Raw genomic sequence first — 23,754 nt, forward strand, 5'->3', positions numbered from 1 at the left:
CGGCGGCATCGAGGAAAATCACCGGTGACTCCTGCCACAAGCGGCCGCCGTCAGGCGCCGACGTAGGCGGCGAGGTGCTGTCCGGTCAGGGTTGAACGCGCCGCAACCAGGTCGCTCGGCGTCCCCTCGAACACGACCCGTCCGCCGTCGTGGCCAGCACCGGGTCCGATATCGATGAGCCAGTCGGCATGGGCCATCACCGCCTGGTGGTGCTCGATGACGATGACGGAGCGGCCCGAGTCGACCAACTGGTCGAGCAGCCCGAGCAGTTGTTCCACATCGGCGAGGTGAAGGCCGGTGGTCGGCTCGTCGAGGAGGTAGATGCCGCCGTCGTCGGACATGTGCACCGCAAGCTTCAGGCGCTGACGTTCGCCGCCCGACAACGTGGTCAGGGGCTGGCCGAGGCTGATGTAGCCGAGCCCGACATCGTTGAGTCGCTGGAGGATCTTGTGCGCGGCCGGCACCTTCGCATCGCCGGCACCGAAGAACTCAAGGGCCTCGTTGATCGGCATGGCCAGGACCTCGGCGATGTTGCGGCCGCCGAAGGTGTAGTCGAGCACCGACGCGTCGAAACGCTTGCCCTCGCAGTCCTCACACGTCGTGGCCACCCCCGCCATCATCACCAGGTCGGTGTAGATGACCCCAGCCCCGTTGCACGTCGGACACGCACCCTCGGAGTTCGCAGAAAACAGTGCCGGCTTCACCCCGTTGGCCTTGGCGAACGCCTTGCGGATGGGTTCCAGCAGGCCGGTGTAGGTGGCCGGATTGCTGCGACGAGACCCCTTGATGGCGCCCTGGTCGACGGTGATCACGTCGTCGGTCGGAATCGAACCGTGCGCCAGCGAACTCTTGCCCGACCCCGCGACCCCGGTGATGACGGTGAGCACACCGAGGGGGATATCGACATCGACGTCTTGGAGGTTGTTCGTGTTGGCACCACGAATCTCGAGCGCGCCGTTCGGTGTGCGCGTCGTCTCCTTGAGCGCAGCGCGGTGATCGAGGTGGCGACCGGTCAGGGTGTCGCTCGCTCGCAACCCCTCGACGGTGCCTTCGAAACAGATGGTCCCGCCGGCACTTCCGGCGCCGGGGCCGAGGTCGACGACGTGATCGGCGATGGCGATGGTCTCAGGTTTGTGTTCGACGACCAGCACGGTGTTGCCCTTGTCCCGAAGCTGCATGAGCAGGGCGTTCATCCGCTCGATGTCGTGGGGATGCAGGCCGGCGGTGGGCTCATCGAAGACGTAGGTGACGTCGGTGAGCGAGGAGCCGAGATGGCGGATCATCTTGGTGCGCTGGGCCTCCCCGCCCGACAGCGTTCCTGAGGGGCGTTCGAGGGACAGGTAGCCGAGGCCGATGTCGACGAAGGAGTCGAGGAGATCGCCGAGCGAGGCGACCACCGGCGCCACCGAGGGGTCTTCGACCCCGCGCACCCAGGTGGCCAGGTCGCTGATCTGCATCGCGCAGGCGTCAGCGATGTTGATGCCCGCGATCTTGGACGACCGTGCCGCCTCGGTGAGTCGCGTGCCGTCGCAGTCGGGGCAGGTCACAAACGTCACTGCCCGCTCGACGAAGGCCCGGATGTGGGGCTGCATCGCCTCGACGTCTTTGGACAGCATCGATTTCTGGATGCGGGGCACCAGGCCCTCGTAGGTGATGTTGATGCCGTCGACCTTGATCTTGGTCGATTCCTTGTGGAGCAGATCGTGAAGTTCCTGCTTCGTGAACTTGGAGATCGCCTTGTCGGGGTCGAAGAAGCCGGACCCGCCATAGACCCGTCCGTACCAGCCGTCGACGGAGAACCCCGGCACCAGGATCGCGCCCTCGTTGATCGACTTCGTGGCGTCGTAGATCTGGGTGAAGTCCATGTCGTTGATGCGGCCCATTCCCTCGCACCGCGCGCACATGCCCCCGGTGATGGTGAAGGTCTTGCGCTCGACCTTGCGGGTTCCGCCCTTGTTGGTCGTCGCCGTGCCGCTCCCGCTCACCGTAGGCACGTTGAACGAGAAGGCCTTGGCGCCGCCGATGTGGGGCTCGCCGAGCCGGCTGAACAGGATGCGCAGCATGGCATTGGCGTCGGTGATGGTGCCGACCGTCGAGCGGGGGTTGGTCCCGATGCGCTCCTGATCGACGATGATCGCCGTGGTGAGGCCATCGAGCAGGTCGACGTCGGGCCGGCCGAGGTTCGGCATGAACCCCTGAACGAAGGTGCTGTAGGTCTCGTTGATGAGGCGCTGCGATTCTGCGGCGATGGTGGCGTAGACCAGCGAACTCTTCCCCGAACCCGACACCCCGGTGAACACGGTGAGGCGCCGTTTGGGGATCTCGAGGTCGACGTTGCGCAGGTTGTTCTCGCGCGCGCCGCGCACGGTGATGATCTCGTGGCGGTCGGCGGGGTGGCGGTCGGCGGGGTCGCGGTCGGCGGGGTGCTGAGTTGCGGCGTTGGTGGTCATCGGAACCTCTTTAGCATTTCGGCCACCCTGCATGTTTCCCACCCCGCCCGCTTCCCACCCCGCCCGTTTCCCGATAACCAGTGGTCGTGATCACGACCACTGGTTATCGGGAAACGGGCGTTTGGTCGGCCGCGGATCGGCCGGTCAGCCGTTGAACGTGCCGACGAGCTGGCCTACCGCATAGGTGATGGCCATCGCCGCCGCTCCGCCCACCAGCAGTCGGACGACGGCCTTGGCCGGTGAGGAGCCGCCGAGTCGGGCACTGATGAATCCGGTCGCGCACAGTCCGAGGAGCACCGCCGCAAACGTGACAGGAATACGAATCGACGCCGCCGAGACCAACACCGCTATGAGCGGAAGCAGCGCACCGACCGAGAACGCAGCCAGGGAGGAACCGGCGGCACCCCACGGTCTGGTGAGGTTGTGGCGGTCGATGCCGAGTTCGACTCGAAGGTGGGCCTCGAGGGGATCCTCGGCGGTGAGCTCGTCGGCCACGTTCTTCGCGGTCGCCGCGGTGAGTCCTTGTTGCCGGAGAATCTCGATGAGTTCCTGGTGTTCGGCAACTGGCATCTCCTCGAGTTCCTGGCGTTCTTTACGAATGAGGGCCCGTTCGACATCGCGCTGGGTGCTGACCGAGACGAACTCGCCGAGGGCCATGGACACCGCACCCGAGATGAGCCCCGCCACCCCGGCCGTTGCAATCGCCGAGGTGTCGGTGGTGGCCGCGGCAACGCCGATCACCAGGCCTGCAGTCGAGATGATGCCATCGTTGGCTCCCAGCACCCCGGCACGCAGCCGCGACATGTGGTTGTTCAGATCGTCGCGGTGGGGCTCGGACTGATGGATCATGCGGACGAGCCCTCCTCGGTGGCTGGCGCGTCGGTGGTTGGCGCGTCGGTTGTTGCGGCTCCGAGTGCGGAGAGCATCTCGACAAAGTCCACCGGCGGCGAGAACTCGAGGCCCTCGTCGGTGGCGCGTGACGGCAGCGCGGTCCAGGTGCCGTCACGCCACCACAACAGGTTCGGGGAGATCGGGCCAGGGCCGTCGCTGGCCAACCGGAGGGCGAACGGCAACATGGCGTTGATCGCGTCGACCACGCCGAGGTCGCGAATGACGTGCGCGGCAAAGGTATGCCGCCGGGGGATCGCCACGAGGATGCCGTGTGGTGCAGCGAGCGCCGCATCGGTGTCGAGGTGGTGTGCGAGCACCGCGGCGAGGTCGCTGACCTTGCTGGCGACGAAGAAACTCGACCCGGCAAACGCGTGGAGTTCGGCCTTTCCGACCATCGAGACGTCGTGGCGCTCGATGATGTCGGCCTCGCGCACGTTTTCCCAGGCGCGCTGCCAGAGTCCGGTGGGATCGGCCTGATCGTCGAGGCGGTCGAGATCGTCGGGGGTGACGGTGCGGATGAGCGTCGGCAATTCGACCACGAGACACGCCCAGATGCCCGGTGCGAACTCGGTCCAGAACGGGGTGTCGAGCGCCTCGGGCGGCATGGAACCGGCGGCCATCAGTCGAACGCGGAGGTGTTGCGGACCTACCGGCTCGTTCAGCGAGTCGGCCATCTCCTCGAAGTGGGCTTCCAGCGCCTCATCCCACGTGGCGACGTCGCGGTCGGCGAGTCGCTTTGCGAGCGGCAACAGGCTGTAGACGATGCCGTCGCTGGAATCGAGCCGCCCGGGACCGCCGAAGTGGACATCGAGGCCGGCCATTCGGGCCTGAACGAGCGCCGTTTCGCAGAACCGCTCCCAGTGCTCGGCCGGAAAGAACGCAAACTCGGCGCTCTGGGGTGGGGTAGTGGTGGGTTCGAAGTCCGCGGCCATCGCCCGAACCCTACCGTCGCCGCAGTTTGGTGCGGGTCGGTAGCCCGAGTGTGGTTGCCGAGGATCGACGACGGGCGGGGAGAATCTCCAGTTCAGGAGTACTATGCCTGTAGAACTGGAGGTGATGCGAATGACGGTTTTGGATGTCAGATTGCCTGCGACGCCGAGCGAGGTCGGTGTCTGGCCCGACCTGCATGACCGCGACGTCCGTGCCGAACTCACCCCGGCGGCGATTCGTGCGGTGGCTCGCCTGGCGGATCGCTGGAAGCTCACCGTTGGTGACGTGTGCAGTCTCCTCGGTGCTATCTCGGAGAGCAGTTGGCACTCGTGGCAACGCTCCGCGCCTGCGGCGCTGAGCGTGGATCAGCTCACGCGCGTCTCGTTGCTCTTGGGGATCTACACCTCGCTGCACGTGTTGCATCCAGGGCCGCTCGCCGACGAGTGGGTGCGGCGCCCGAACTCCAATGTGTTGTTCCTCGGTCGAACCCCGTTGGACGTGATGCGTGTCGGAGGTATTCCGGCGATGCTCGAGGTCCGGGCGCTGCTCGACGGCCGTCGCGGCGGACTGTGACCGGTCAGCGGCGTACGGCGAACGAATGGCCTCCGCTGGCCGCGGTTGCGCACGACGACACGTGTCGGTTGATCCCGGGTCGCTACGCGAGCGACGCGGAGCACGTCCTTGGCGACCTTGCCGGTGCTGAGGCCGACCTGGATTCACTCGTTCGGCTCTCGGCCGCGACGAACAGTCGGCTGCTCGCCCAGGAGGAGCGCCACCCGGGCGGTCTCGGTCGGGGCGACCTCGTGTTCGGTGTGCCCTATTCCAAGATCGTCAACGGCGCGTTCGCCTACGGAGGCCAGGGAGCACGGTTTCATCCGCCAGGGCCTCGGGGTGCGTGGTATTGCGCGCTCGACGTCGCCACGTGTCTGGCGGAGGTCGCGCATCATCGCATCGTTCATCTCCGCGAGACGGGGGTGACCGAGGAGACCGACGTTCCGTATCGACTGTTTCTGGCAGATATCCACGCCCAGGATTTCGCCCTGCTTGACGACGGCGATTCGCGGGCGAGGTCGTGTCTCGACCCCGACAGCTATGTGGGTGGTCAAGCGCTCGGTGCCCGGTTGCGATCAGAGCATCGCGGGGGTGTTCGGTACCCGTCGGTGCGCCTTGATGGTGGGGTATGTCTCGCCGTGCTGCACGCCCCGATCGTCGCCAACGTGCGTCGCGGGGACCTCTACATGTTGACGATCGGCGACGCTGCGTTGGCGCAGGTGGTGACGGTCTCCGCCTGAGGTATGCGCACCGGCGCTCGCCGGCGCGCATCGGAGCTCGCCCACGCGATCGGTGCGATGATTGCGCAGACGCGAGGAGGTCGCATGCGTATCGCCAATATCGACGGGGTTCCCCACCTGATCAGCAACACGCCGAACGGGGACCACGACTGCATCAGTGTCGCGGCGGCGACAGGCGGCGCGATCACGGCGGGGTTCCCGGAGATTTTCGGGGTGCTCGATCAGGTGAGCGCGTTGTTGCGCAAGGTCGAGGTCGGTGACGTGTTGCCGCCGGACGCGACGCCCGAGCCGGTCGATCCACGCACCCTCGGTTGCGCGGTCGGGGTGCCCCGTCAGGTGTTTGCCATCGGGCTGAATTACGCGGAACACATTGCCGAGTTCACGTCGCCGCTGGGTGAGATGCCGCCGTTTTTCACCAAGTTTCCGTCCTGTCTGGCGGGACCGTTCGACGACGTTCCACTAGCTGGGGAGTTCATGGATTGGGAGGTTGAACTCGTCGCGGTCATTTCCAAACCGGCGCGCAACGTGTCGGAGGCGGACGCGCTCGATCACGTCGCCGGGTACACGGTGGGCCAGGACATCACCGACCGGGTGTTGCAGCAGGCGGCGAGTGGCCAGTTCTGTCTCGGCAAGTCGCGTCGGGGCTGTGGCCCGATCGGGCCGTGGGTGGTGACCCCCGACGAGTTCGCCAGTGCCGAGCTCGATCCGACCTCGTTGAAGCTGGGGTGTTCGGTCAACGGGGAGACGATGCAGTCGGGCAACACCGAGGCGATGATCTACACCGTCGCCCGACTGGTTTCGTTGTTGTCGTCGGTGACCGATCTGCTCACCGGCGATGTGATCTTCACCGGCACACCATCGGGTGTCGGCAAGGCCCAGATTCCGCCGCGCTCGCTTCAGCCCGGAGACGTGCTCGAATCGTGGATTGAAGGCATTGGTCGCCTGCGCAACCGTTGCGTCGCAGCACCGACGGCGTCAATGGGATGACGGTGGGTTAGCCGGAACAACCGAGTAGCCGGAACAACAGATCAGGAGCGCGGAGATGAGCGAATCAACCACGTCGGCACAGATCCTGTACGGGGCCGAGACCACCAAGGCCGTGCACAACTTTGCGATCTCCGGGCAGCCCGTTCCGATGTCGGTCGTGCACTGGCTCGCCCGCATCAAGGGGGCCGCCGCCACGGTGAATGCCCGGCTCGGCAAGCTCGACGTCGGCGTCGCCGCCGCGATCACCGCCGCGGCCGATGAAGTCGTCGCCGGACGCTACGACGACCAGTTCCCCGTCGACGTGTTCCAGACCGGTTCGGGAACCTCCACCAACATGAACGTCAACGAGGTCATCTCGGCGCTCACCGGTGGCGTCGCTCACCCGAACGACCACGTGAACATGGGCCAATCCTCCAATGACACGTTCCCCTCGGCCGTTCACCTCGCCGCCCTCGATGCCGTGCAGCGACGCCTGTTGCCGGCGCTCGACCACCTCGCATCGGCGCTCGAGGCGAAGTCCGTCGAGTTCCACGACGTCGTCAAGGCCGGGCGGACCCACCTGATGGACGCGGTGCCGATCACCCTCGGGCAGGAGTTCGGCGGGTATGGCGCCCAGGTCCGCCTCGGCATCGAGCGAATCTCGGCAACACTCGATCGGGTCGGGCAGATCCCGCTCGGCGGAACGGCGGTCGGCAACGGGCTCAACACTCCGGCGGAGTTTGCCTCGATGGTGCGCGGCGTGCTGGTGGACCTCACCGGGTTGCGCCACGTCGGCGCGCCGCTCGATCACTTCGAGGCCCAGGCGAATCGCGATGCACTGGTCGAGCTGTCCGGTGCGCTTCGGGGCCTGGCGGTGTCGCTGACGAAGATCGCCCAGGACATCGCACTGATGGGTTCGGGGCCTCGAGCGGGCATCGGCGAACTGGTGCTGCCCTCGCTGCAGAAGGGTTCCTCGATCATGCCCGGCAAGGTCAACCCGGTGATGGCCGAGGTGGTGTTGCAGGTCGCGGCCCAGGTCATCGGCAACGACACCGCCATCACGATCGGGGGCATGCAAGGGCAGTTCGAACTCAACGTGCGGGTGCCGCTCATCGCCCGGAACCTGCTCGAGTCGATCGACCTGCTCACTAACTCGACGACGGCCTTCGCCGACAAGTGCATCGCTGGGCTGGCGGTCAATCCCGCCGGTACCGAACGCGGCGCCCACGGAACCCTGGCGGTGGCCACCGCGCTGAACGAACACATCGGCTATGACCTGGCGACGAAGATCGTCGCGGCTGCGGCCGACAGCGGGCGCCCGTTGCGCGAGGTGGCGATCGAGGCCGGGGTCGACGCCGACCTGTATGACTCGGTCATCGACCTGCGCCGCATCGCCGCGGGCAACGAACCGCTCGCCTGACCCACCCCAGCCTGTTCTCCGCTAACCAGTGGTCGTGATCACGACCACTGGTTAGCGGAGAACGAGCTCAGGCGGGTCATACTTTCCTGCATGACCACGCCGACCCCGGAACCGGCACCGACCTCGGATTACCTGCAGCGGATTCTCACGGCTCGGGTCTATGACCTCGCGGTCGAATCGCCGCTGGAGTTCGCTCCATCGCTGTCCGAGCGCATCGGTGCGGACGTGTGGCTCAAACGCGAGGACACCCAAAGCGTGCACAGCTTCAAGGTGCGCGGTGCTTACAACAAGATGGTCCGGCTCACCCCCGAACAGCTCGCCAGCGGCGTGATCTGCGCGTCGGCTGGCAACCACGCCCAGGGGGTGGCGTTGAGCGCCCGTCACCTCGGCTGCCGAGCGGTCGTGGTGATGCCACGCACGACCCCGCAGGTGAAACTCGACGCCGTCGCGGCGCTCGGTGCGGAGGTCGTGTTGCACGGCGACAACTATTCCGATGCCGCCGAACGCGCCGAGGAACTGCGCGTCGCCGAGGGCCTGACCTATGTGCATCCGTTCGACGATCCCGACGTCATCGCCGGCCAGGGAACGATCGGCATGGAGATTCTCCGCCAGGTTCACGGCGTTCCCGATGCGATCTTCGTTCCCGTCGGTGGAGGCGGACTCGTCGCCGGCATCGGGGCGTATGTGAAGGCGGTGTTGCCCGAGGTGCGCATCGTCGGCGTCCAATCCGAGGACTCCGATGCGATGGCCCGATCGGTCGATTCCGGCGAGCTGGTCGAACTCCCCGACGTCGGCCTCTTTAGCGACGGCACGGCGGTTCGAGCCGTCGGAACCGAGACCTATCGACTGGCCCGCGAGGTCGTCGACGAGTTCATCACCGTCGACACCGATGCGGTCTGTGCGGCCATCAAGGACATCTTCAACGACACCCGCAGCATCGTCGAACCGGCCGGAGCGTTGGCCGTTGCGGGGGTGAAGCGCTACGCCGCCGACCAGCCTGTCGCCGATCAGCACCTCGGCGACGCGCCCGTGAAGAAGTCGTTCGTCGCGGTCACCAGCGGCGCCAACATGAACTTCGATCGCCTGCGTTTCGTCGCCGAACGATCCGAGGAGCGGGAATCGCTGTTCGCCGTCACGATTCCCGAGCGTCGGGGGAGTTTTCGTCATCTGGCCGAACTGCTCGGCGACCGGGCGGTCACCGAGTTCAACTACCGCATCTCTGATCGCGACCGGGCGGTGGTCTTCGTGGGCATCGCCACGACGGGTTCGGCGGATTCGGCGGAGATGGCCGAGGAATTCGGTCGCAGCGGGTTTGACACGGTCGATCTCACCCATGACGAGCTCGCCACCGAACACCTTCGCCACATGGTGGGGGGTCCGAGCGCGCTTGCCGGCAACGAGCGCTTGTTTCGCATCCTGTTCCCCGAACGCCCTGGCGCGTTGGGACGCTTTCTGGATGCGATGAGCGCAGAGTGGAACATCAGCCTGTTCCACTACCGAAACCAGGGGGCCGACTACGGCCGGGTGCTCATCGGCATCCAGGTTCCCCCCGAGGACGACGAGGCGTTCGCCAAGTTCCTCTACGCGATGGCGTATCCGTGGGTGGAGGAGTCCGACCACCCCGCCTACCGGCTTTTCCTGCGGTAGCGCCACCCACCCCGCCTGTTCTCCGATAACCAGTGGTCGTGATCACGACCACTGGTTATCGGAGAACGAGCTGGCGTGGGAGAACGAGCTGGGCGCGGGTCAGTTGTCGATGACTCCGGTGAGCAGCAGCACCAAGCTGAGGGCGCCGATCGCGAGTCGGTACCACCCGAAGATCGTCAGCGGGTGCTTCTGCAGATAGCCGATCATCCAGCGCACCGACGCGAACGCGGCCACCCCCGCGGCCACGACTCCGACGAGTGGGCTCACTACTCCGAACTGGTCGAAAATCTCCGAGCCGTGTTTGGCGAGTTCGTACATGCTCGCACCCGTCAACGTCACAAATCCGAGGAGGAAGGCGAACTCCACCGCCACTCCGATGGAGCAGCCGAGCAGCATCGCCCCGAGCAGTGTCACGAACGAGCGGCTGGTGCCCGGCCACATGGCGATCGCCTGGGCGAAACCGATGATGAGCGCGCTCAGCGGCGGAATCGAAGCGACCGAGGTGATGTGTTCGTTGAGCCGGTCCTGGTAATGCACGAAGACGAGGATGACGACACCACCCACGAGCCAGGCGATCGTGACCGGCCACGCTCCGAGCAGTTTGGCCTTGATCCAGTCGTCGAAAATCAAGGCGATCACGACGGCCGGAACGGTGGCGATGATGAGCGACCGCACCAGCAACAGCCCCTCGCGGCTGCGACCCAACACCCCGGAGATCATGAGTGCGAACCGGTCCCGGTAGATGCCCAGAACCGCCAAAATGGCGCCGACCTGGATGACGATTGCATAGCTGTCCGCTGCGTCGCGCATCGCCTGGGTGTCGTTGAGGCCGAGGAGTTTGGTGGTGATCAGCAGGTGCCCGGTCGAACTCACGGGTAGGTATTCGGTGACGCCCTCGACGACGCCGAGGACGATGGCCTGCCACAGCTTCAGCTGTGCGGCCTCGGATCCGACCGCAACCGCCGATGAGGCGGCACCCGCCGCAGCGCCCGCCGGTCGAGTGAGCACGAAGGCGGCAAGGGCCGCGAGGGCTGCACCGAGCAGCCACCGTCGTCGGCTCGCAGGGGAAGCGATTCGTTGAGTGAGCACCCAGGCACCCTATCGAGTCACCTCGAAACTCCGGTTGCTTTGGCGTCCCAATCTCACCCGCAGTGGGCGTTCTGTAGGTAATTCCGGTGGTCATGGCAACCGCGATTACCTACAGAACGGCGTCGGGTGGGCCGGCGGGTCGGGGCAGCGCGGCGGGCCGGCGGGCCGGGCGTGGGGCGGGTCGGCTAGCGGGTGAGGGCGGCGTCGATGTCGGAACGGATCTGTTCGGGCTTAGTCGTCGGCGCATACCGCTTGATGACCTGTCCGTCTCGGCCGATGAGGAACTTCGTGAAGTTCCACTTGATGCGTCCGCCGAGCAATCCGGAACGTTGATCCTTGAGCCACTCGAACAACGGATGGGTGTCGGGGCCGTTCACGTCGATCTTCGAAAACATCGGAAAGGTCACGTCGTAGGTGAGCGAGCAGAAGTTCTTGATCTCCTCCTCGTCGCCTGGTTCCTGGTGGGCGAACTGATCGCACGGAAAGCCGAGCACCTCGAACCCGCGGTCGGCGAAGTCGCGGTGCAACGCCTCGAGTCCCTCGTACTGCGGTGTGAACCCGCATTTGGACGCGACGTTGGTGATCAGCAGCACGTCTCCGTTCCAGATCGACAGCGGTGTGGCGGCTCCGTCGATGTCGGTGGCGGTGAAATCAAAGACGTTGGCCATGATGGGGCTCCCCTCGGAAACATTGCGTTAACAAAACGCCCATAGGCTGTGGCCGTCCCTGACGACAGGAGTGTTCTATGGGTGGCAGTACGGACCGTCGGCGCGCGATCAACGCTATTGCGCATTGGACCCCTCCGGCGCCGTTCTTCAATGACAGCGACACCCCCGGTGAGCTGTTCGGTGCGAACGTGTTCTCCAAGGCGGTCATGCGTTCTCGCCTTCCGAAGAACATCTACCAGTCGGTCGTGGCGACGATCGAGGAGTCCAAGCCCCTCGACCACACCATCGCGGATGTGGTCGCCTCGGCGATGAAGGACTGGGCGATGGAAAAGGGTGCCACGCACTATGCGCACGTCTTTTACCCGCTCACGGGTCTGACCGCCGAGAAACACGACAGCTTCCTCGAGCCCGACGGCGACGGTGGCGTGATCTCCGAGTTCACCGGCAAGACCCTCGTGCAGGGCGAGCCCGATGCGTCGAGCTTTCCGAACGGCGGCCTGCGCGGCACCTTCGAGGCCCGGGGCTACACCGGCTGGGACGTGACCAGCCCCGCCTACATCCTCGAAAACCCGAACGGCAACACGCTGTGCATTCCCACGGTGTTCGTGTCGTGGACCGGTGAGGCACTCGACAAGAAGTTGCCGTTGCTGCGCTCCCGCCAGGCCCTCGACGGCGCGGCGCGGCGGGTACTCGAACTGTTCGGTCACACCGACATCGACCCGATCCAGAGCTATGCGGGTGCCGAACAGGAGTACTTCCTGATCGACCGCAACCTCTACCTGCAACGCCCCGACCTGATGTCGACCGGGCGCACGTTGCTGGGGTGCCCGCCGCCCAAGGGCCAGGAGTTCGACGACCACTACTTCGGATCGATCCCCGACCGCGTTTTGGCGTTCATGATGGATGTCGACCGCGAGCTGTTCAAGCTCGGCATTCCCGCAAAGACCCGCCACAACGAGGTCGCTCCCGGACAATTCGAGATCGCCCCGGTGTTCGAGATCGCCAACCTGGCCCACGACCATCAGCAGCTTCTGATGTCGACGCTGCGCCGGGTGGCCGAAAAGTACGACCTGGAATGTCTGTTGCACGAAAAGCCCTTCGCCGGGGTGAACGGGTCGGGCAAGCACGTGAACTTCAGCTTCGGGAACAAGGCCCAAGGCAACCTGTTGAACCCCGGCGACACGCCCCACGAGAACGCACAGTTCCTCGTGTTCTGCGCGGCGGTGATCCGCGGGGTGCACCGCCATGGGGGCGTGTTGCGCGCCGTGGTGGCCTCGGCCCGCAACGACCATCGCCTCGGCGCGAACGAGGCGCCGCCGGCGATCATTTCGATCTTCCTCGGCGACCAACTCGTCGACGTGTTCGAACAGATCAAGGGCGGGGGAGCGACCGAGTCGAAGGGCCGTCAGGCACTTGTGGTCGGCGTCGACACCCTGCCGCCGTTGCCCGCCGATCCGGGCGACCGGAACCGCACGAGCCCCTTCGCCTTCACCGGCAATCGCTTCGAGTTCCGTGCTCCGGGGTCCTCGCAGTCGATCTCGGGTCCGATGGTCGCCATCAACACGATCGTGGCCGAATCGCTCGACTACGTCGCGAACGAGTTGGAGTCGCGGCTGTCGAAAGGCGACGATCTCAACTCGGCGATTCAGTCGGTGTTGCAACAGATCATGGTCGACCACGACGCCGTGCTCTTCAACGGCGACGGCTATTCCGACGATTGGCAGGTCGAGGCCGAGCGGCGAGGCCTGTTGAACCTTCGCACCAGCGCCGATGCGCTCCCGCAGTTCGGCACCAGCGAGGCGATTGCGCTGTTCAGCGGCTACGAGGTGCTCAACGAGCGAGAGTTGGCCAGCCGCCAGGAGGTGTACCTCGAGCAGTACGTGCTGGGCGTCGAGGTGGAGGCGCGACAACTGCTCGAGATGTGCAACACGCTGATCTACCCTGCAGCGGCGCGTTACCAGGCCCAACTCGCCCGAGGCCTGGTCGACCTGGCGGCCTTGGGCCTCGACGGAGACCGCGAGGTGATCAACATCGTCGTGGCCGGCATTCATCAACTCCGCGCTGCGACGGCGGCCCTGGCGGCGTCGTTGGCCGAGGCCCCGCACGGAGACACCCAACAGGCAGCGGACCATTGCCGCGACCGGTTATTGCCGGCGATGGAGCGTCTGCGGGCGGTGGTCGATGGGATGGAAAACGAGGTTGCCGACGACCTGTGGCCGTTGCCGACCTACCAGGAGATGCTCTTCATCCTGTAGCCACCCGCCGGTATCCTGTAGCCACCCGCCGGCATCAGCGGAGCTACCGGCAGTGCGCGACGCGCCTCAGGAGATCGGGTTCGCGTCGCTGAGGCGTCGTCTCGTACGGACCCGATCGGCGATCGGCCTACCGAGGAAGGTGCCGAGGGAGGCCCCCGCCGCAATGCCGAGGGCGACCATGAGCGCGCTCAGCACCCCTTGGCTTCCTCCGGCCACATTCGCAGTGTCGGCCGTCGTTCCGACCGTCATCAGTAGGCCGCTGTACAGGGCCAGTCCGGGCACGAGCGGCAGCAACGCTGCGGTGATGAGCGCGAAACTCGGCACGGTGGTGTGGCGGACGATGAGCGTGGAGATGAAGGTCGCAGCCAACGCGCCGATTGCGTTCGAGACGGTCTCGCCGGCGCCGACGAACACGGCGAGCGAATAGGACAGCCACGCCGTTACCCCCATGGTCGCGGCCAGCAGGCGAGTGGTGCGGTCCGCATAGGCGAACAGGGCGAACCCGTAGGCGATCATGGCCGCCCCCAACACCTGGGCCGGAAATGGTCCGAGGAGGATGGCATCGGTGCGCACCGTCATCGCGAAGCCGGCCGCCTCTGCGATGCGCAGCCCCAGGAGCAGTCCGCCGACGATGCCGACGGTGCGCATGAGCGTTTCGAGCATCCGGGCCGAAGCGGTCACGTAGAACTCGTCGATCGCGTCGAGCACAGCACCGACGGCGGTGATTCCGGCGACGAGCACGACGACTCCGCCGACGACGAGCAGTGCAGGGGTCGAGCCGACGAATGGCCAGACGTCGCGCCGGCCAAGTTCCGCTGCGGTGGCGGCAAACAGCCCGGCGACAGCGGCTCCCGCGCCCTGTTGGAACAGCACCGGCACCTCATAGGCGTCGAGGAGGCGCACGAGCCGGCTGATGGCCAAACAGATGAGGAACGACAACAAGATGTCTCGCCAGTTGGTCGTGAAGAGCAACACGACGCCGGCGCCGAGGGTGGCGTCGCCGATGGTGGTCCATCCCGACGCGTACGGGGCGGGTGCGTCGCGCAGAGCCTCGAAGGTGGCGACGGCGTCGCCAAAGGGCATCCCCTGGCCGATGTCCTGAAGCAGCTGGTCGAGCGCCCGGACCCTCGTGAAATCGAGCGAGCGCTGGTGCACCATGCGAAACGCGGTGATCGGGGTCTCGCCGAGGTCTGGCACGCAGGTGGCCGACAGCTGGGTGTAGGTGACGTCGAAGAAGGCCCGCTCGATTCCGTAGGCCTTGGTCACGGTCGTGAGCGACGCCACGAGATCGCTGGCCGACATCCCCTCGGCCAGCAGAATCTCACCGATCGCCAAAGCCAGATCGAGCACCTGGCGGGGATGGGGAGTGTCCATCCACGCCAACGTAACGTGGTCGGCGCCTTCAGTCGGACAGCAGTGCCTCGCCGAGTGATTCCCCTTCGGACAGACCCGGCGGAACGGCATACAGCCCGGAGCCGGTGTGTTGGAGGTATTCGCTCAACAGGTCGTCGCGGGCCAGCGTCGTTTGCATCGGCACGTACTGCGTCACCGGATCCCGCATGAATGCGATGAAGAACAGCCCCGCATTCATGCGTCCGAGGTCGTTGGAGCCGTCGGTGAAGTTGTAGCCGCGACGCAACATCCGAACTCCGTCGTTGTTCTGCGGGTGAGCGAGCGCGACGTGCGAGGCCATGTCGATGAGCGGAGCGTCGTCGCGTCCGGTGATCGCGAAGTCGGGTTCGGTGAACTCCTCGCCGCCCGACAGCGGCGCACCGCTCAGTTTCGTGCGCCCGATGATGGTCTCCTGCTCGCGCAACGACGAACGATCCCAGGTCTCGATGTGCATGTTGATGCGCCGTGCCACCAGATAGGTGCCGCCCGCCATCCACGCCTGATCCGCTCCGACGTCGTCGGGTTGCACCCACAGGTGGCGGTCGAGTTCTGCGCTCTCCTCGGCTTTGAGGTTCGCCGTTCCGTCTTTGAATCCGAAGAGGTTGCGCGGGGTGTCCTGGGCGGTCGACGTGGACGAGGTCCGCCCGAAGCCGAGCTGTGACCAACGAAGCGAGACGGTTCCAAAGCCGATTCTGGCGAGGTTGCGAACCGCATGGAACGCGACCTGGGGGTCGTTCGAACAGGCCTGCACACACAGGTCGCCGTCGCTGATCGCCCGGTCGATCAGATCGGCGGGGAAGTTCGGCAACTCGATGAGTGCCTCGGGCAGGCGCGAGGCCAGTCCGAAACGGTCGGTGCCGTCGGGGGTGAGGAACAGCGAACGGCCGTACCCGAAGGTGAGGGTGAGGGCCGACGCCGGGAGGCCGAGCGCCTCACCGGTGTCCTCGGGGGGAGCGAGTTCCGGTCCGCCGGTCGCTCCGTAGCGCCCGTGTTCCTCCCCGCGGGTCAGACGCTCGGCGGCCTCGGTCCACTTCGCCAGCATCGCCCCCAGCTCGGCCCGGTCGTCGGTGATGACGTCGAAGGCCGCGAAGTACAGGCGGTCCTGGGCGGGGGTGATGATGCCGGCCTGGTGTGCGCCGCGAAACTCGACGATGTCGTGTGAAGCGCCGCCCTCGCCCGATCCGCCCTTGCCCGATCCACCCTCGTCGGAGGATCCCGACTTCGCGATCGCCACCCCGGCGCCCGCACCGACGCCGAGGCCAACGGCGGCCGCGGCGCCGCCGGTGAGCACCGAACGGCGCGAGACGCGCGGGGTGACGTCCTCGCTCACAGCACCACGGCGGCCGTCAGCTCGCTGAGGGGCTCGCTGAGCGCGTTGACCGCATCGCTCAACCCCTTGACCTCGGCTTCGGTCAACTCGTTGTAGTACTTCCAACCATCCGTGGTCTTGTACTGGTCGAGCAGGCTCTGGAGCTCGGTGAAACGCTTCTCGAGCGTGGTGCCGAGTTCGGCATCGGTGGTGTCGAGCGCCGGGCGCAGGTCCTCGAAGGCGATCCGGGCCCCGTCGACGTTCGCCTGGAAGTCCCACAGGTCGGTGTGCGACCAGGCCTCCTCCTCGCCCGTCACCTTGCCGGTTGCCACCTCGTCGAGCAGTTCCTTGGCCCCGTTTCCGAGTTGATCGGCGGTGAAGCTCAGGCCGCCGACCCGTTCGACGAGCTCCTCGGTGTCGGCCACGAGTTGATCAGCGAGTTCGTTGCGGCGTTGCGTGCTGAGGGCGGTGTAGGACCCGTCGGTCGGCGGCCAGAGGTCCTTTTCGATCGTGTGCCAGCCCGTCCATTCCTGGCCGTCCTCGAGGTCGGCCTCGCGAAGGTCGAGCCGAGGGTCGAGGTCGCCGAAGGACTCGGCGACGGGCTCGATGCGCTCCCAGTGCATACGTGCGTTGGCATACAGCGCTCGGGCGGCGTCGTCGTCACCGTTGCGGTACAGGTCGGCGAACTCTCGTGTCTTTACCAGCAACTGCTCGGCCTGGTCTTTGACGTACGCGGCGTATTGAGTGGTGGCCACCGACAGCAACTCGGCACGTTCGCCGGTGGGGCCGACCTCGTTGCCGGAGTCGGTGACCGTGAAGTCGGCGCGAATGCCCTCGCCCACCATGCCCGGTTTGCACGCGGTGATGTAGTCGCCGGGTTGGGCGAGCACGACGAGCTTGCGGGTGAGGCCGGGACCGATGTTTTCGACCTCGCCGACGATCCGCAGACCGTCGCTCGCGAGCAGGTAGAACTCGGTGACGTCGTCGCCGTCGTTGGTCACCTCGAACACGAGGTTGCCGCTGGGAGCCTCGGTGGCCGAAAGCGTGCACTCGGTCGCGGTGCTCGACACGGCGACCGGCGCACCGCCAGCGGTGCCATCGGTGCCCGACGCGGTGTCGGGGTTGTTGTCGGTGCAGGCGGTGACGCCCAACAGGGCGACGGCCGCGGCAAAGGCCCGGTATCGGTGGTTCATGTGGTCACCTCTGGTTGAAAGGATTGTGGTGAAGTCGGAGCCGAGGAGCCTGTCGTCGGTGTTGCGGGGTTGGTTCTGGTGGTCTGCGACGGACCGGTGCTCTGGCGGATCGTGCGCACGAACAGCGGAATCACGACCACGAGATAGACGCTCCACGCGATGGCCTCGAGCCAGGTGGTCGCCGGGGAGAAGTTGATGGTGCCCTTGAGGAGCGTGCCGTACCACGACGTCGGCGGGATCTGGTCGCTGACGTCGAACGCGAGGTTGTTGAGTCCGGGGAGAATCCCGGCCTCCTGCAGGTCGTGGATGCCGTAACTGAGGATCCCGGCGGCGACGATGATGAGGGCGAACGCCGTCCACGTGAAGAACTTCGACAGGTTGATGCGTACGGCGCCGCGGGTGATGAGGAAGCCGAGCACGATGGCCGTGGCGATGCCGATGAGGGCCCCCAACAGCGGTTCGGTGTTGTTGCCGCTCGCCTGGACGCCGGCCCAGACGAACAGCGCCGTTTCGAGGCCTTCGCGTCCGACCGCCAGCATCGCCATGATGGTGACGGCGGCGGGCCCGCCCTCTGCGGCGAGCGACAGGCGACCTTCGAGGTCGGTCTTCAGGGTTCGGGCGGTGCGCGCCATCCAGAAGATCATCCACGTGATGAAGCCGACGGCGACGAGCGACAGGAAGCCGCCGATCGCCTCCTGGGCCGTGAAGCTGAGCCCTTTCGGACCGAAGGTGAGGACGGCGCCGAATCCGAGCGACACGACGACGGCGATGGCGACCCCGGCCCACATCGGGCGGAGCAGATGACGGCGGTCGGTTCGGACGAGGTAGGCGTACAGGATTCCGATGACCAATGAGGCCTCGAGTCCTTCCCTCAGTCCGATGAGAAAATTCGACATCATGTCAAGATCACCTAACGATGAGTGCGGAGGCCACCTAACAGCCCTGCCGACGTTTTACACCCATCGCCGCGCGAGGTGAGAACTCTTGCCCGGTAAAAGGTCACGTCGATGGCCACGTCGATGTCGACCGAGCCGTGGAGCGGCGCAAGTTGCCGAGTGTTTGACGAGGCTCGACGTATCGGGACGGGAAACGACGATTCGGCGAGGCGCTAGCGTCGTCGCCATGGTCTCTGGAGCGCTTGACCCGAACGTTGCGAACCCACACGGCGTTTCGATGCTGCGCTTGGGAGACCTGACGGCCGGGCCGATCGCGACGGTGGCGCCGGGAGGAGTGGTGACGCTGCCTGGCGATTCGTCCACCCGTTGGAGCTGGTGGATCGGGGCCGAGGATGGTTGGCATCGTCCGGCCCATGAGCCGACGACCCAGGACGCGGCGCTCGACGGCGCTCCGGGCCTGCGCACGACGGCGCGTATTCCCGGCGGTGACTTCGTCGGCACGGCGACCGCCGTCAGATTCGACGCACTCGACGGCCCGACCCTGTTGTTCGAACTCGACAACGCCTCGGCGGTGCCGGTTGCGGTGGCGTTCGTCGTCGAGTCCGACCGCCCGATCACGGTGCGCGACGGCGGCATCGATGTCGACGGGGTCGGCGCGCTTCGCCTGACCCGGGTCGCGGCGGCCTCGCTCAGCGCATCGTCGCCCGATGCGCTGGTCACCGCACTGGTCGAGGCCGGCATCGCCGCGGCGACCACGGGTGCGAGCACACGGATTTCGGACGGCACGGTGGTGTCGGGCGCCGCGGCCGTCGTGATACCCCTGCCGCACGCCGCCCACGCACTCGCCGCGGTCGTGCAGCGGCCCGAAACCGGCACCGTGCCGACCACCCTCGATCGACCAAGCGTTCCCAGGGTGGAACAGGTGGTGCGCGGCTGGAGCGCTCACCTCGGCTCGAGTCCAGAACTGCACAGCGGGGTCGACCGGCGCGACGCGCTGGTGCGCAGTGCTGCGGCCGACGTGCTGCTCGGTCCGGACTGGGACAACACCGACGCCGTCGAGGTCGCCTTGGTGGCCGAGGCCCTCGGGCGCCTCGGCCGCGTCGACCTGTTCGACGCGATGACCGCGCTGCTCAACGACCTGCGCCCGAACGGCAGTTTCGACGCACCCGATCCGTTCTCGGCGTCGTTGCAGTTCATCCGTGCCGTGTCGGCCACCTGGAGCGGAGGTTGCGCCCCGGACGCGGGGGAGCGGTTGCTCGAGGCCGCGGCGCTGGCCGTGCACTATCTGTCCAAGCGCCGCAACCGCGCCGCCGTCGCCGCCCGACGCAGCGAGGTGTCGTTCGCCCTCGAGTCGCTCATCGGTCTGGCCGACGATATCGGCGAGGGCGAATTGGCGGAGCGGTTGCGCGGCCGGGTCGGCGAACTCGGCGTGGGTTCGCCCCTGGTCGGTCAGCGGGCCGACGAGTGGGTGCATGCGTTGGGGGCCGGGTTCTCCTTCGGGTTCGACGCTGCGTCGCAACCGCCGAGCGTGGCCGCGTCGGCGGCGTTCGTCATCCGCGCCACGTGCGAGTTGGCGGTCGAACGAGCGGACGGGCTCGATGTGTTCAGCGGCTACGTACCGAGCCTCGCCGGCCGCGAGATCGATGTGCGCCAACTACCGACCCGTTGGGGGATCGTGTCGTACTCGCTGCGCTGGCATGGGCGACGGCCCGCCGTGTTGTGGGAGATGACGCCGTGGCGCGGTCGCAGCGCGGCGCACGAGTTCGCGCTCACCGCCTCGACATTGGATCCGAGGTGGCAACACCGTGGCAGCGAAGGTGAAGCGCTGCTGGCCGAACCGGCGGAGGCCGAATTCGAGACGCCGCCGCAGTTCGTGCACGACCATCTGCTGAGCGAGTCCTCCGACGGGCACCTGCACGGAGATTGGGACGCCGTGCCCGACTTCGGCGATACCTCCGACCTGCCCGACGCAGGCACCTTCACCTGACGCCGGTCGCTTCGAACCCTCTCGATGCGGTAGACGCTCGACTTCAGCCGAGATCGATGGAACGGATCGGGCGGGCCGGAACACCGGCCACGATGGTTCCCGGTTCGACATCGGAGGTGACCACGGCGTTCGCCCCGACGATGACGTTGTCTCCGATCGTGACCCCTTTGAGCACGGTCACCTTGTCGCCGAGCCACACGTTGGACCCGATGCGAATGGGTTTCGACACGAACTTGGCGTTCTCGACCACCAGGTGACCGTCGAGTGTGTGCGTGAGGTGATCGTGATCGAGCACCGACACGTCGGAGGCGATCACCACGTTGTCGCCGATCACGATCGAATCGTGCGCGACGATGCGGCTGAAGCTGTTGATGAACACGTTGGTTCCGAGCTGGATACGACCCGTCGCCCCGATGAGGACGTCGTCGCCCGTGACGAAGCGGTCGCCGATCCGCAGCGAACCGCCGGGTCTGACCTGCAGCCGCGACCGTCGCCCGAGCAGGCCGCGCCCGGAGTGTTCGAAGCGACGGCCCAATAACGTTCGGTAGGCGCGAAACCGTGACCATCGCCAGAGGTTGTACAGCAACGTCGCGTCGACACGAGGAAGCTCGCGATGCGCTGTTTGGCCTGCGTGCAGCGCGGCGGTGGTGGAATCAGCGGAGGTCACCCCTGCACGGTAACGCGATCACGCCCAGATCACGCTCAGATCACGCTCAGATCACGCTCAGATCCCCTTCCGGATTACGCCACGGCCCAGGCCCGAAACGAGCGGACCATGTGGTCGACGTCGTCCACCGCCATGAGTTCACGGCTCGAATGCATGGACAGCTGAGCCATGCCGACATCGACGGTCGCAAAGCCGAGTCGCGACGCCGAAATCGGCCCGATGGTCGACCCACACGCGAGATCCGCCCGGTGGGCATAGGTCTGGCAGGGAACCCCGGCCGACTCACAGACGGCACGGAACTCACCGCCGCTGAGGGCGTCGGTGGCGTAGCGCTGGTTGACGTTCACCTTCACTACCGGACCACCCCCGAGAGCAATCGGATGGTTCGGTTCGTGCCGTTCGGGATAGTTCGGATGGGTGCCATGGGCCATGTCGGCGGACAGGATGCGCGAATCCGAACGCGCCCGCATCCGCTCCGCGGCGTTCAGCCCGGATTCTTCCCACAGCCGTTCCACGAGCGCACCCAACAAGGGCCCGCCCGCTCCTGTGGCGGATTCTGAACCGATTTCCTCGTGGTCGAACAGGGCCGCCACAACGATCGACGAGGCGCCGAACTGCGCGGCGTGCATCACCGCGTCGAGGGCCCCGAAGGAGGAACACAGATTGTCGAGTCGGGCAGCGGCGAGAAGTTCCCGATCGACCCCGAGGCGCCGCGACGGAGTCAGGTCGTGACACATGAGGTCCCAGCCCACGATGTCGTCGGGAACCGCGTCGACCTGCTCGGAGAGCCAGCCGACGAACTCGCCGGGTTCGGGGTCGCCGAGGCCCCACACCGGGTTGAGGTGCTGTTGTTTGTTGAGTACGAGTCCCGCGGTCGTGACGTCGCGGTCGAGGTGGATCGCAAGCTGCGGGACCCGCAATACGGGGTCATCGACACGCACGAGCACCTCGACCACCTGCTCGTCGACACCGGAGTCGGTACTGCTGCGCAGCGCCACGCGACCGGACACTCCGAGATCCCGATCGAGCCAGGAATTCAGCAGCGCTCCGCCGTAGGGTTCGGCGGCGAGGCGACGCATCCCGAATCCACCGAGTTCGGCGACGGGTTTGATGCGCAGGTTCGGCGAGTCGGTGTGGGCTCCGATCACCCGCACCGAACCCGGCGAAGCCGTATTGGAGACCGCCGGACGCGCCCATGCGAGCAACAGGCCGCCGCGGCGGAGGTGACCACGCTCAGCGAGCGGCGCGGAGTCGCTCGCAGGCTCCAAGCCCGCTGCGGTCAACATCTCCGCGCCGAGCGAGGCCGCGTGGTAGGGCGACGGGCTGGCGTCGATGAAGCTCATGAGGCGGTCGGCGGCATCCATGTGATTCCCCGGGCTTTCGATCGGTCTGGTGTGAAGGGGTGCGGCGCTGCGGCCGTTCAGGACCCAGGCAGGGCGGTGAGGTTGGTGCAGGTGCGCTTGGCGTTCCAGGATTCCATCGCGGCGTCGGCCTCGGCGCCGAACAACAGATCCGGGGTGAAGTCGGGGCCGATGCGCCCAGGCAACCACTCGGCGCCGTCGACGCGTCGACCGGTGATCGTCACCCGCAGGAGCCCGGTCTCGCGGCCCGCGGCGCTCGAGGTCTTGAACACCAGGTTTCCCAGTCCGTATCCGACGTACGCGTCGCCGCGGAAACCTCCGGAAAGCACCCGATGCTGGTGCCCGCCCACGATGATGTCGGCACCCGCCTCGATCAACTGATCGGCGAGGCTCACCTGACGTCCGGTCGGGCACGTCGTCGCCTCGGCGCCCCAGTGCAGGTACACCACGAGGGTGTCGACTTCGGCCCGGGCATTGCGCACCGCCCCGAGCAGACGCTCGGTGTCCTTGGCTGAGGCGACCCCGCCCTGGGTCGGCGATGCGGCCCAGGTCGAGGTGAATGCCGCGTCGAGGACGTCGGTGGCGTTGATCACCGCAATCCGTTGCCCGTTGATGGTGCGCGTCCACGGGGCGAACGCAGCGGTGTCGTCGGCGCCGATGCCGATGACCGGTGCGGCCGCCTGCGCGGCTGCGGCGAGGGTGTCGTCGAAGCCGACGCGTCCGTAATCGAGGGTGTGGTTATTCGCCGACGCGATGACGTCGACGCCACCATCGCTGAGCACCGAATAGATCGACGCCGGTGCGCGGAAATTGAAGGCCTTCGGCGCCGCAGTCCCGCGTTCGGTGACCGCTGTTTCGAGGTTTACGATCGAGACATCAGCGACCGACAGCGCCGGCTGCAACCCATCGAGGATGCGCTCGGGGTGATCGCGCAGGGTCGTCGCCAAGGGCCCGTCGAGGTGAACGTCGCCGCCGAACAGAAAGGTGACGGCTTCGCCTGAACCGGTCTGGGCGCGGGGCGAGGACGGATCCGGCGGCAGCGTGGTCGCCCCGAGGACCGATGCGCCGGGACCGTCGGCCGACGGGTCGTCGTCGGTCGCGACCGCCGACTCCTCCGGCGTTGGTGAGAACTCCTCGCGATCCGCGGAGGCGTCGACGCGGGCAGCGAGTTCGTCCATGGCGGCCTCATCCGCGCGCACGCCGGCCGCACGTCCGACGAGTGCCGCAGCGATGAGCAACACCCCGGCGGTGCCGAGCGCGGCCACGGCGATGCGGCGCCGCTTCGACGGCGGTTCCGCGTCGAGTTTCGGAGGCACGGCCGGCGGAAGTGGTGGTAGGTCG

19 protein-coding genes are annotated in these 23,754 nt (G+C 66.7%); 7 read left to right on the forward strand and 12 right to left on the reverse strand.

Features of this window, described 5'->3' with window-relative positions:
• Window positions 1-50: 50 nt before the first annotated feature.
• From M9952_07730 to M9952_07740, 3 genes are all read right to left on the reverse strand, one after another.
• On the reverse strand, window positions 51-2,450 hold the full coding sequence (locus M9952_07730) for an excinuclease ABC subunit UvrA (protein MCO5312805.1): 2,400 nt from the start codon (window positions 2,448-2,450) through the stop codon (window positions 51-53).
• Window positions 2,451-2,594: 144 nt separating this feature from the next.
• The gene (locus tag M9952_07735; GenBank protein ID MCO5312806.1) at window positions 2,595-3,299 is read right to left on the reverse strand and encodes a VIT family protein; all 705 of its coding nucleotides are present in this window, start codon (window positions 3,297-3,299) and stop codon (window positions 2,595-2,597) included.
• Window positions 3,296-4,273 carry a hypothetical protein gene (locus M9952_07740; protein MCO5312807.1) on the reverse strand — a complete coding sequence of 326 codons (978 nt, stop codon included), beginning with the start codon at window positions 4,271-4,273 and terminating at the stop codon, window positions 3,296-3,298. Before M9952_07740 ends, M9952_07735 begins: the two co-directional genes overlap by 4 nt.
• A 130-nt stretch (window positions 4,274-4,403) precedes the next feature.
• Here M9952_07740 and M9952_07745 point away from each other — a divergent pair, with 130 nt between their 5' ends.
• The 5 genes from M9952_07745 (at window position 4,404) to ilvA (ending at window position 9,596) form a co-directional block, all read left to right on the forward strand.
• Window positions 4,404-4,844: a DUF2384 domain-containing protein gene (locus M9952_07745; protein MCO5312808.1), complete on the forward strand. Its 441-nt coding sequence runs from the start codon at window positions 4,404-4,406 to the stop codon at window positions 4,842-4,844.
• The gene (locus tag M9952_07750) at window positions 4,841-5,563 is read left to right on the forward strand and encodes an RES family NAD+ phosphorylase (protein MCO5312809.1); all 723 of its coding nucleotides are present in this window, start codon (window positions 4,841-4,843) and stop codon (window positions 5,561-5,563) included. Before M9952_07745 ends, M9952_07750 begins: the two co-directional genes overlap by 4 nt.
• Window positions 5,564-5,647: 84 nt before the next feature.
• Window positions 5,648-6,550, forward strand: coding sequence for a fumarylacetoacetate hydrolase family protein (locus M9952_07755; protein ID MCO5312810.1), 903 nt, complete (start codon window positions 5,648-5,650; stop codon window positions 6,548-6,550).
• Between the two features lie 55 nt (window positions 6,551-6,605).
• Window positions 6,606-7,949: a class II fumarate hydratase gene (locus M9952_07760; protein MCO5312811.1), complete on the forward strand. Its 1,344-nt coding sequence runs from the start codon at window positions 6,606-6,608 to the stop codon at window positions 7,947-7,949.
• 90 nt (window positions 7,950-8,039) lie between these two features.
• The gene (gene ilvA / locus M9952_07765) at window positions 8,040-9,596 is read left to right on the forward strand and encodes a threonine ammonia-lyase, biosynthetic (GenBank protein MCO5312812.1); all 1,557 of its coding nucleotides are present in this window, start codon (window positions 8,040-8,042) and stop codon (window positions 9,594-9,596) included.
• 99 nt (window positions 9,597-9,695) lie between these two features.
• Here ilvA and M9952_07770 read toward each other — a convergent pair whose 3' ends face one another.
• Window positions 9,696-10,685, reverse strand: a complete 990-nt coding sequence (locus M9952_07770) for an undecaprenyl-diphosphate phosphatase (protein ID MCO5312813.1) — start codon at window positions 10,683-10,685, stop codon at window positions 9,696-9,698.
• A gap of 185 nt (window positions 10,686-10,870) precedes the next feature.
• Entirely contained in the window at window positions 10,871-11,353 is a 483-nt protein-coding gene (locus tag M9952_07775) for a glutathione peroxidase (GenBank protein MCO5312814.1), read from the reverse strand.
• Between the two features lie 77 nt (window positions 11,354-11,430).
• On the opposite strand from M9952_07775, the gene M9952_07780 reads away from it, so the two are divergent.
• On the forward strand, window positions 11,431-13,608 hold the full coding sequence (locus tag M9952_07780; GenBank protein ID MCO5312815.1) for a glutamine synthetase III: 2,178 nt from the start codon (window positions 11,431-11,433) through the stop codon (window positions 13,606-13,608).
• 66 nt (window positions 13,609-13,674) lie between these two features.
• Here the strand turns inward: M9952_07780 and M9952_07785 are convergent, their stop codons facing one another.
• The 4 genes from M9952_07785 to M9952_07800 are packed head-to-tail and all read right to left on the reverse strand — an operon-like array spanning window position 13,675 to window position 18,401.
• Window positions 13,675-14,982, reverse strand: a complete 1,308-nt coding sequence (locus tag M9952_07785) for a threonine/serine exporter family protein (GenBank protein ID MCO5312816.1) — start codon at window positions 14,980-14,982, stop codon at window positions 13,675-13,677.
• Window positions 14,983-15,010: 28 nt separating this feature from the next.
• The gene (efeB, locus tag M9952_07790; GenBank protein MCO5312817.1) at window positions 15,011-16,330 is read right to left on the reverse strand and encodes an iron uptake transporter deferrochelatase/peroxidase subunit; all 1,320 of its coding nucleotides are present in this window, start codon (window positions 16,328-16,330) and stop codon (window positions 15,011-15,013) included.
• Entirely contained in the window at window positions 16,327-17,502 is a 1,176-nt protein-coding gene (locus M9952_07795) for a hypothetical protein (GenBank protein ID MCO5312818.1), read from the reverse strand. Before M9952_07795 ends, efeB begins: the two co-directional genes overlap by 4 nt.
• The gene (locus M9952_07800; protein ID MCO5312819.1) at window positions 17,499-18,401 is read right to left on the reverse strand and encodes an FTR1 family protein; all 903 of its coding nucleotides are present in this window, start codon (window positions 18,399-18,401) and stop codon (window positions 17,499-17,501) included. The genes M9952_07795 and M9952_07800 overlap by 4 nt, the downstream gene beginning before the upstream one ends.
• A 223-nt stretch (window positions 18,402-18,624) precedes the next feature.
• Between M9952_07800 and M9952_07805 the strand changes: the two genes are divergently transcribed.
• On the forward strand, window positions 18,625-20,385 hold the full coding sequence (locus M9952_07805; GenBank protein MCO5312820.1) for a hypothetical protein: 1,761 nt from the start codon (window positions 18,625-18,627) through the stop codon (window positions 20,383-20,385).
• Between the two features lie 43 nt (window positions 20,386-20,428).
• On the opposite strand, the gene M9952_07810 is transcribed toward M9952_07805, so the two are convergent.
• The 3 genes from M9952_07810 to M9952_07820 form a co-directional block, all read right to left on the reverse strand.
• Window positions 20,429-21,052, reverse strand: coding sequence for an acyltransferase (locus M9952_07810; GenBank protein MCO5312821.1), 624 nt, complete (start codon window positions 21,050-21,052; stop codon window positions 20,429-20,431).
• Window positions 21,053-21,126: 74 nt separating this feature from the next.
• Entirely contained in the window at window positions 21,127-22,416 is a 1,290-nt protein-coding gene (locus tag M9952_07815; GenBank protein ID MCO5312822.1) for a M18 family aminopeptidase, read from the reverse strand.
• A 56-nt stretch (window positions 22,417-22,472) separates the two neighbouring features.
• Window positions 22,473-23,729, reverse strand: coding sequence for a CapA family protein (locus tag M9952_07820; GenBank protein MCO5312823.1), 1,257 nt, complete (start codon window positions 23,727-23,729; stop codon window positions 22,473-22,475).
• Between the last annotated feature and the right edge of the window lie 25 nt (window positions 23,730-23,754).

It is taken from the genome of Microthrixaceae bacterium, from assembly GCA_023957975.1.
Lineage (GTDB): Bacteria > Actinomycetota > Acidimicrobiia > Acidimicrobiales > Microtrichaceae > JAMLGM01.

What these genes read in the sequence shown, in the direction of transcription:
- M9952_07730 (MCO5312805.1), bottom strand. Translation starts at nt 2,450, where the DNA reads ATGACCACCAACGCCGCAACTCAGCACCCCGCCGACCGCGACCCCGCC.
- M9952_07735 (MCO5312806.1), bottom strand. Translation starts at nt 3,299, where the DNA reads ATGATCCATCAGTCCGAGCCCCACCGCGACGATCTGAACAACCACATG.
- M9952_07740 (MCO5312807.1), bottom strand. Translation starts at nt 4,273, where the DNA reads ATGGCCGCGGACTTCGAACCCACCACTACCCCACCCCAGAGCGCCGAG.
- M9952_07745 (MCO5312808.1), top strand. Translation starts at nt 4,404, where the DNA reads ATGACGGTTTTGGATGTCAGATTGCCTGCGACGCCGAGCGAGGTCGGT.
- M9952_07755 (MCO5312810.1), top strand. Translation starts at nt 5,648, where the DNA reads ATGCGTATCGCCAATATCGACGGGGTTCCCCACCTGATCAGCAACACG.
- M9952_07760 (MCO5312811.1), top strand. Translation starts at nt 6,606, where the DNA reads ATGAGCGAATCAACCACGTCGGCACAGATCCTGTACGGGGCCGAGACC.
- ilvA (MCO5312812.1), top strand. Translation starts at nt 8,040, where the DNA reads ATGACCACGCCGACCCCGGAACCGGCACCGACCTCGGATTACCTGCAG.
- M9952_07775 (MCO5312814.1), bottom strand. Translation starts at nt 11,353, where the DNA reads ATGGCCAACGTCTTTGATTTCACCGCCACCGACATCGACGGAGCCGCC.
- M9952_07780 (MCO5312815.1), top strand. Translation starts at nt 11,431, where the DNA reads ATGGGTGGCAGTACGGACCGTCGGCGCGCGATCAACGCTATTGCGCAT.
- M9952_07785 (MCO5312816.1), bottom strand. Translation starts at nt 14,982, where the DNA reads ATGGACACTCCCCATCCCCGCCAGGTGCTCGATCTGGCTTTGGCGATC.
- M9952_07795 (MCO5312818.1), bottom strand. Translation starts at nt 17,502, where the DNA reads ATGAACCACCGATACCGGGCCTTTGCCGCGGCCGTCGCCCTGTTGGGC.
- M9952_07800 (MCO5312819.1), bottom strand. Translation starts at nt 18,401, where the DNA reads ATGATGTCGAATTTTCTCATCGGACTGAGGGAAGGACTCGAGGCCTCA.
- M9952_07805 (MCO5312820.1), top strand. Translation starts at nt 18,625, where the DNA reads ATGGTCTCTGGAGCGCTTGACCCGAACGTTGCGAACCCACACGGCGTT.
- M9952_07815 (MCO5312822.1), bottom strand. Translation starts at nt 22,416, where the DNA reads ATGGATGCCGCCGACCGCCTCATGAGCTTCATCGACGCCAGCCCGTCG.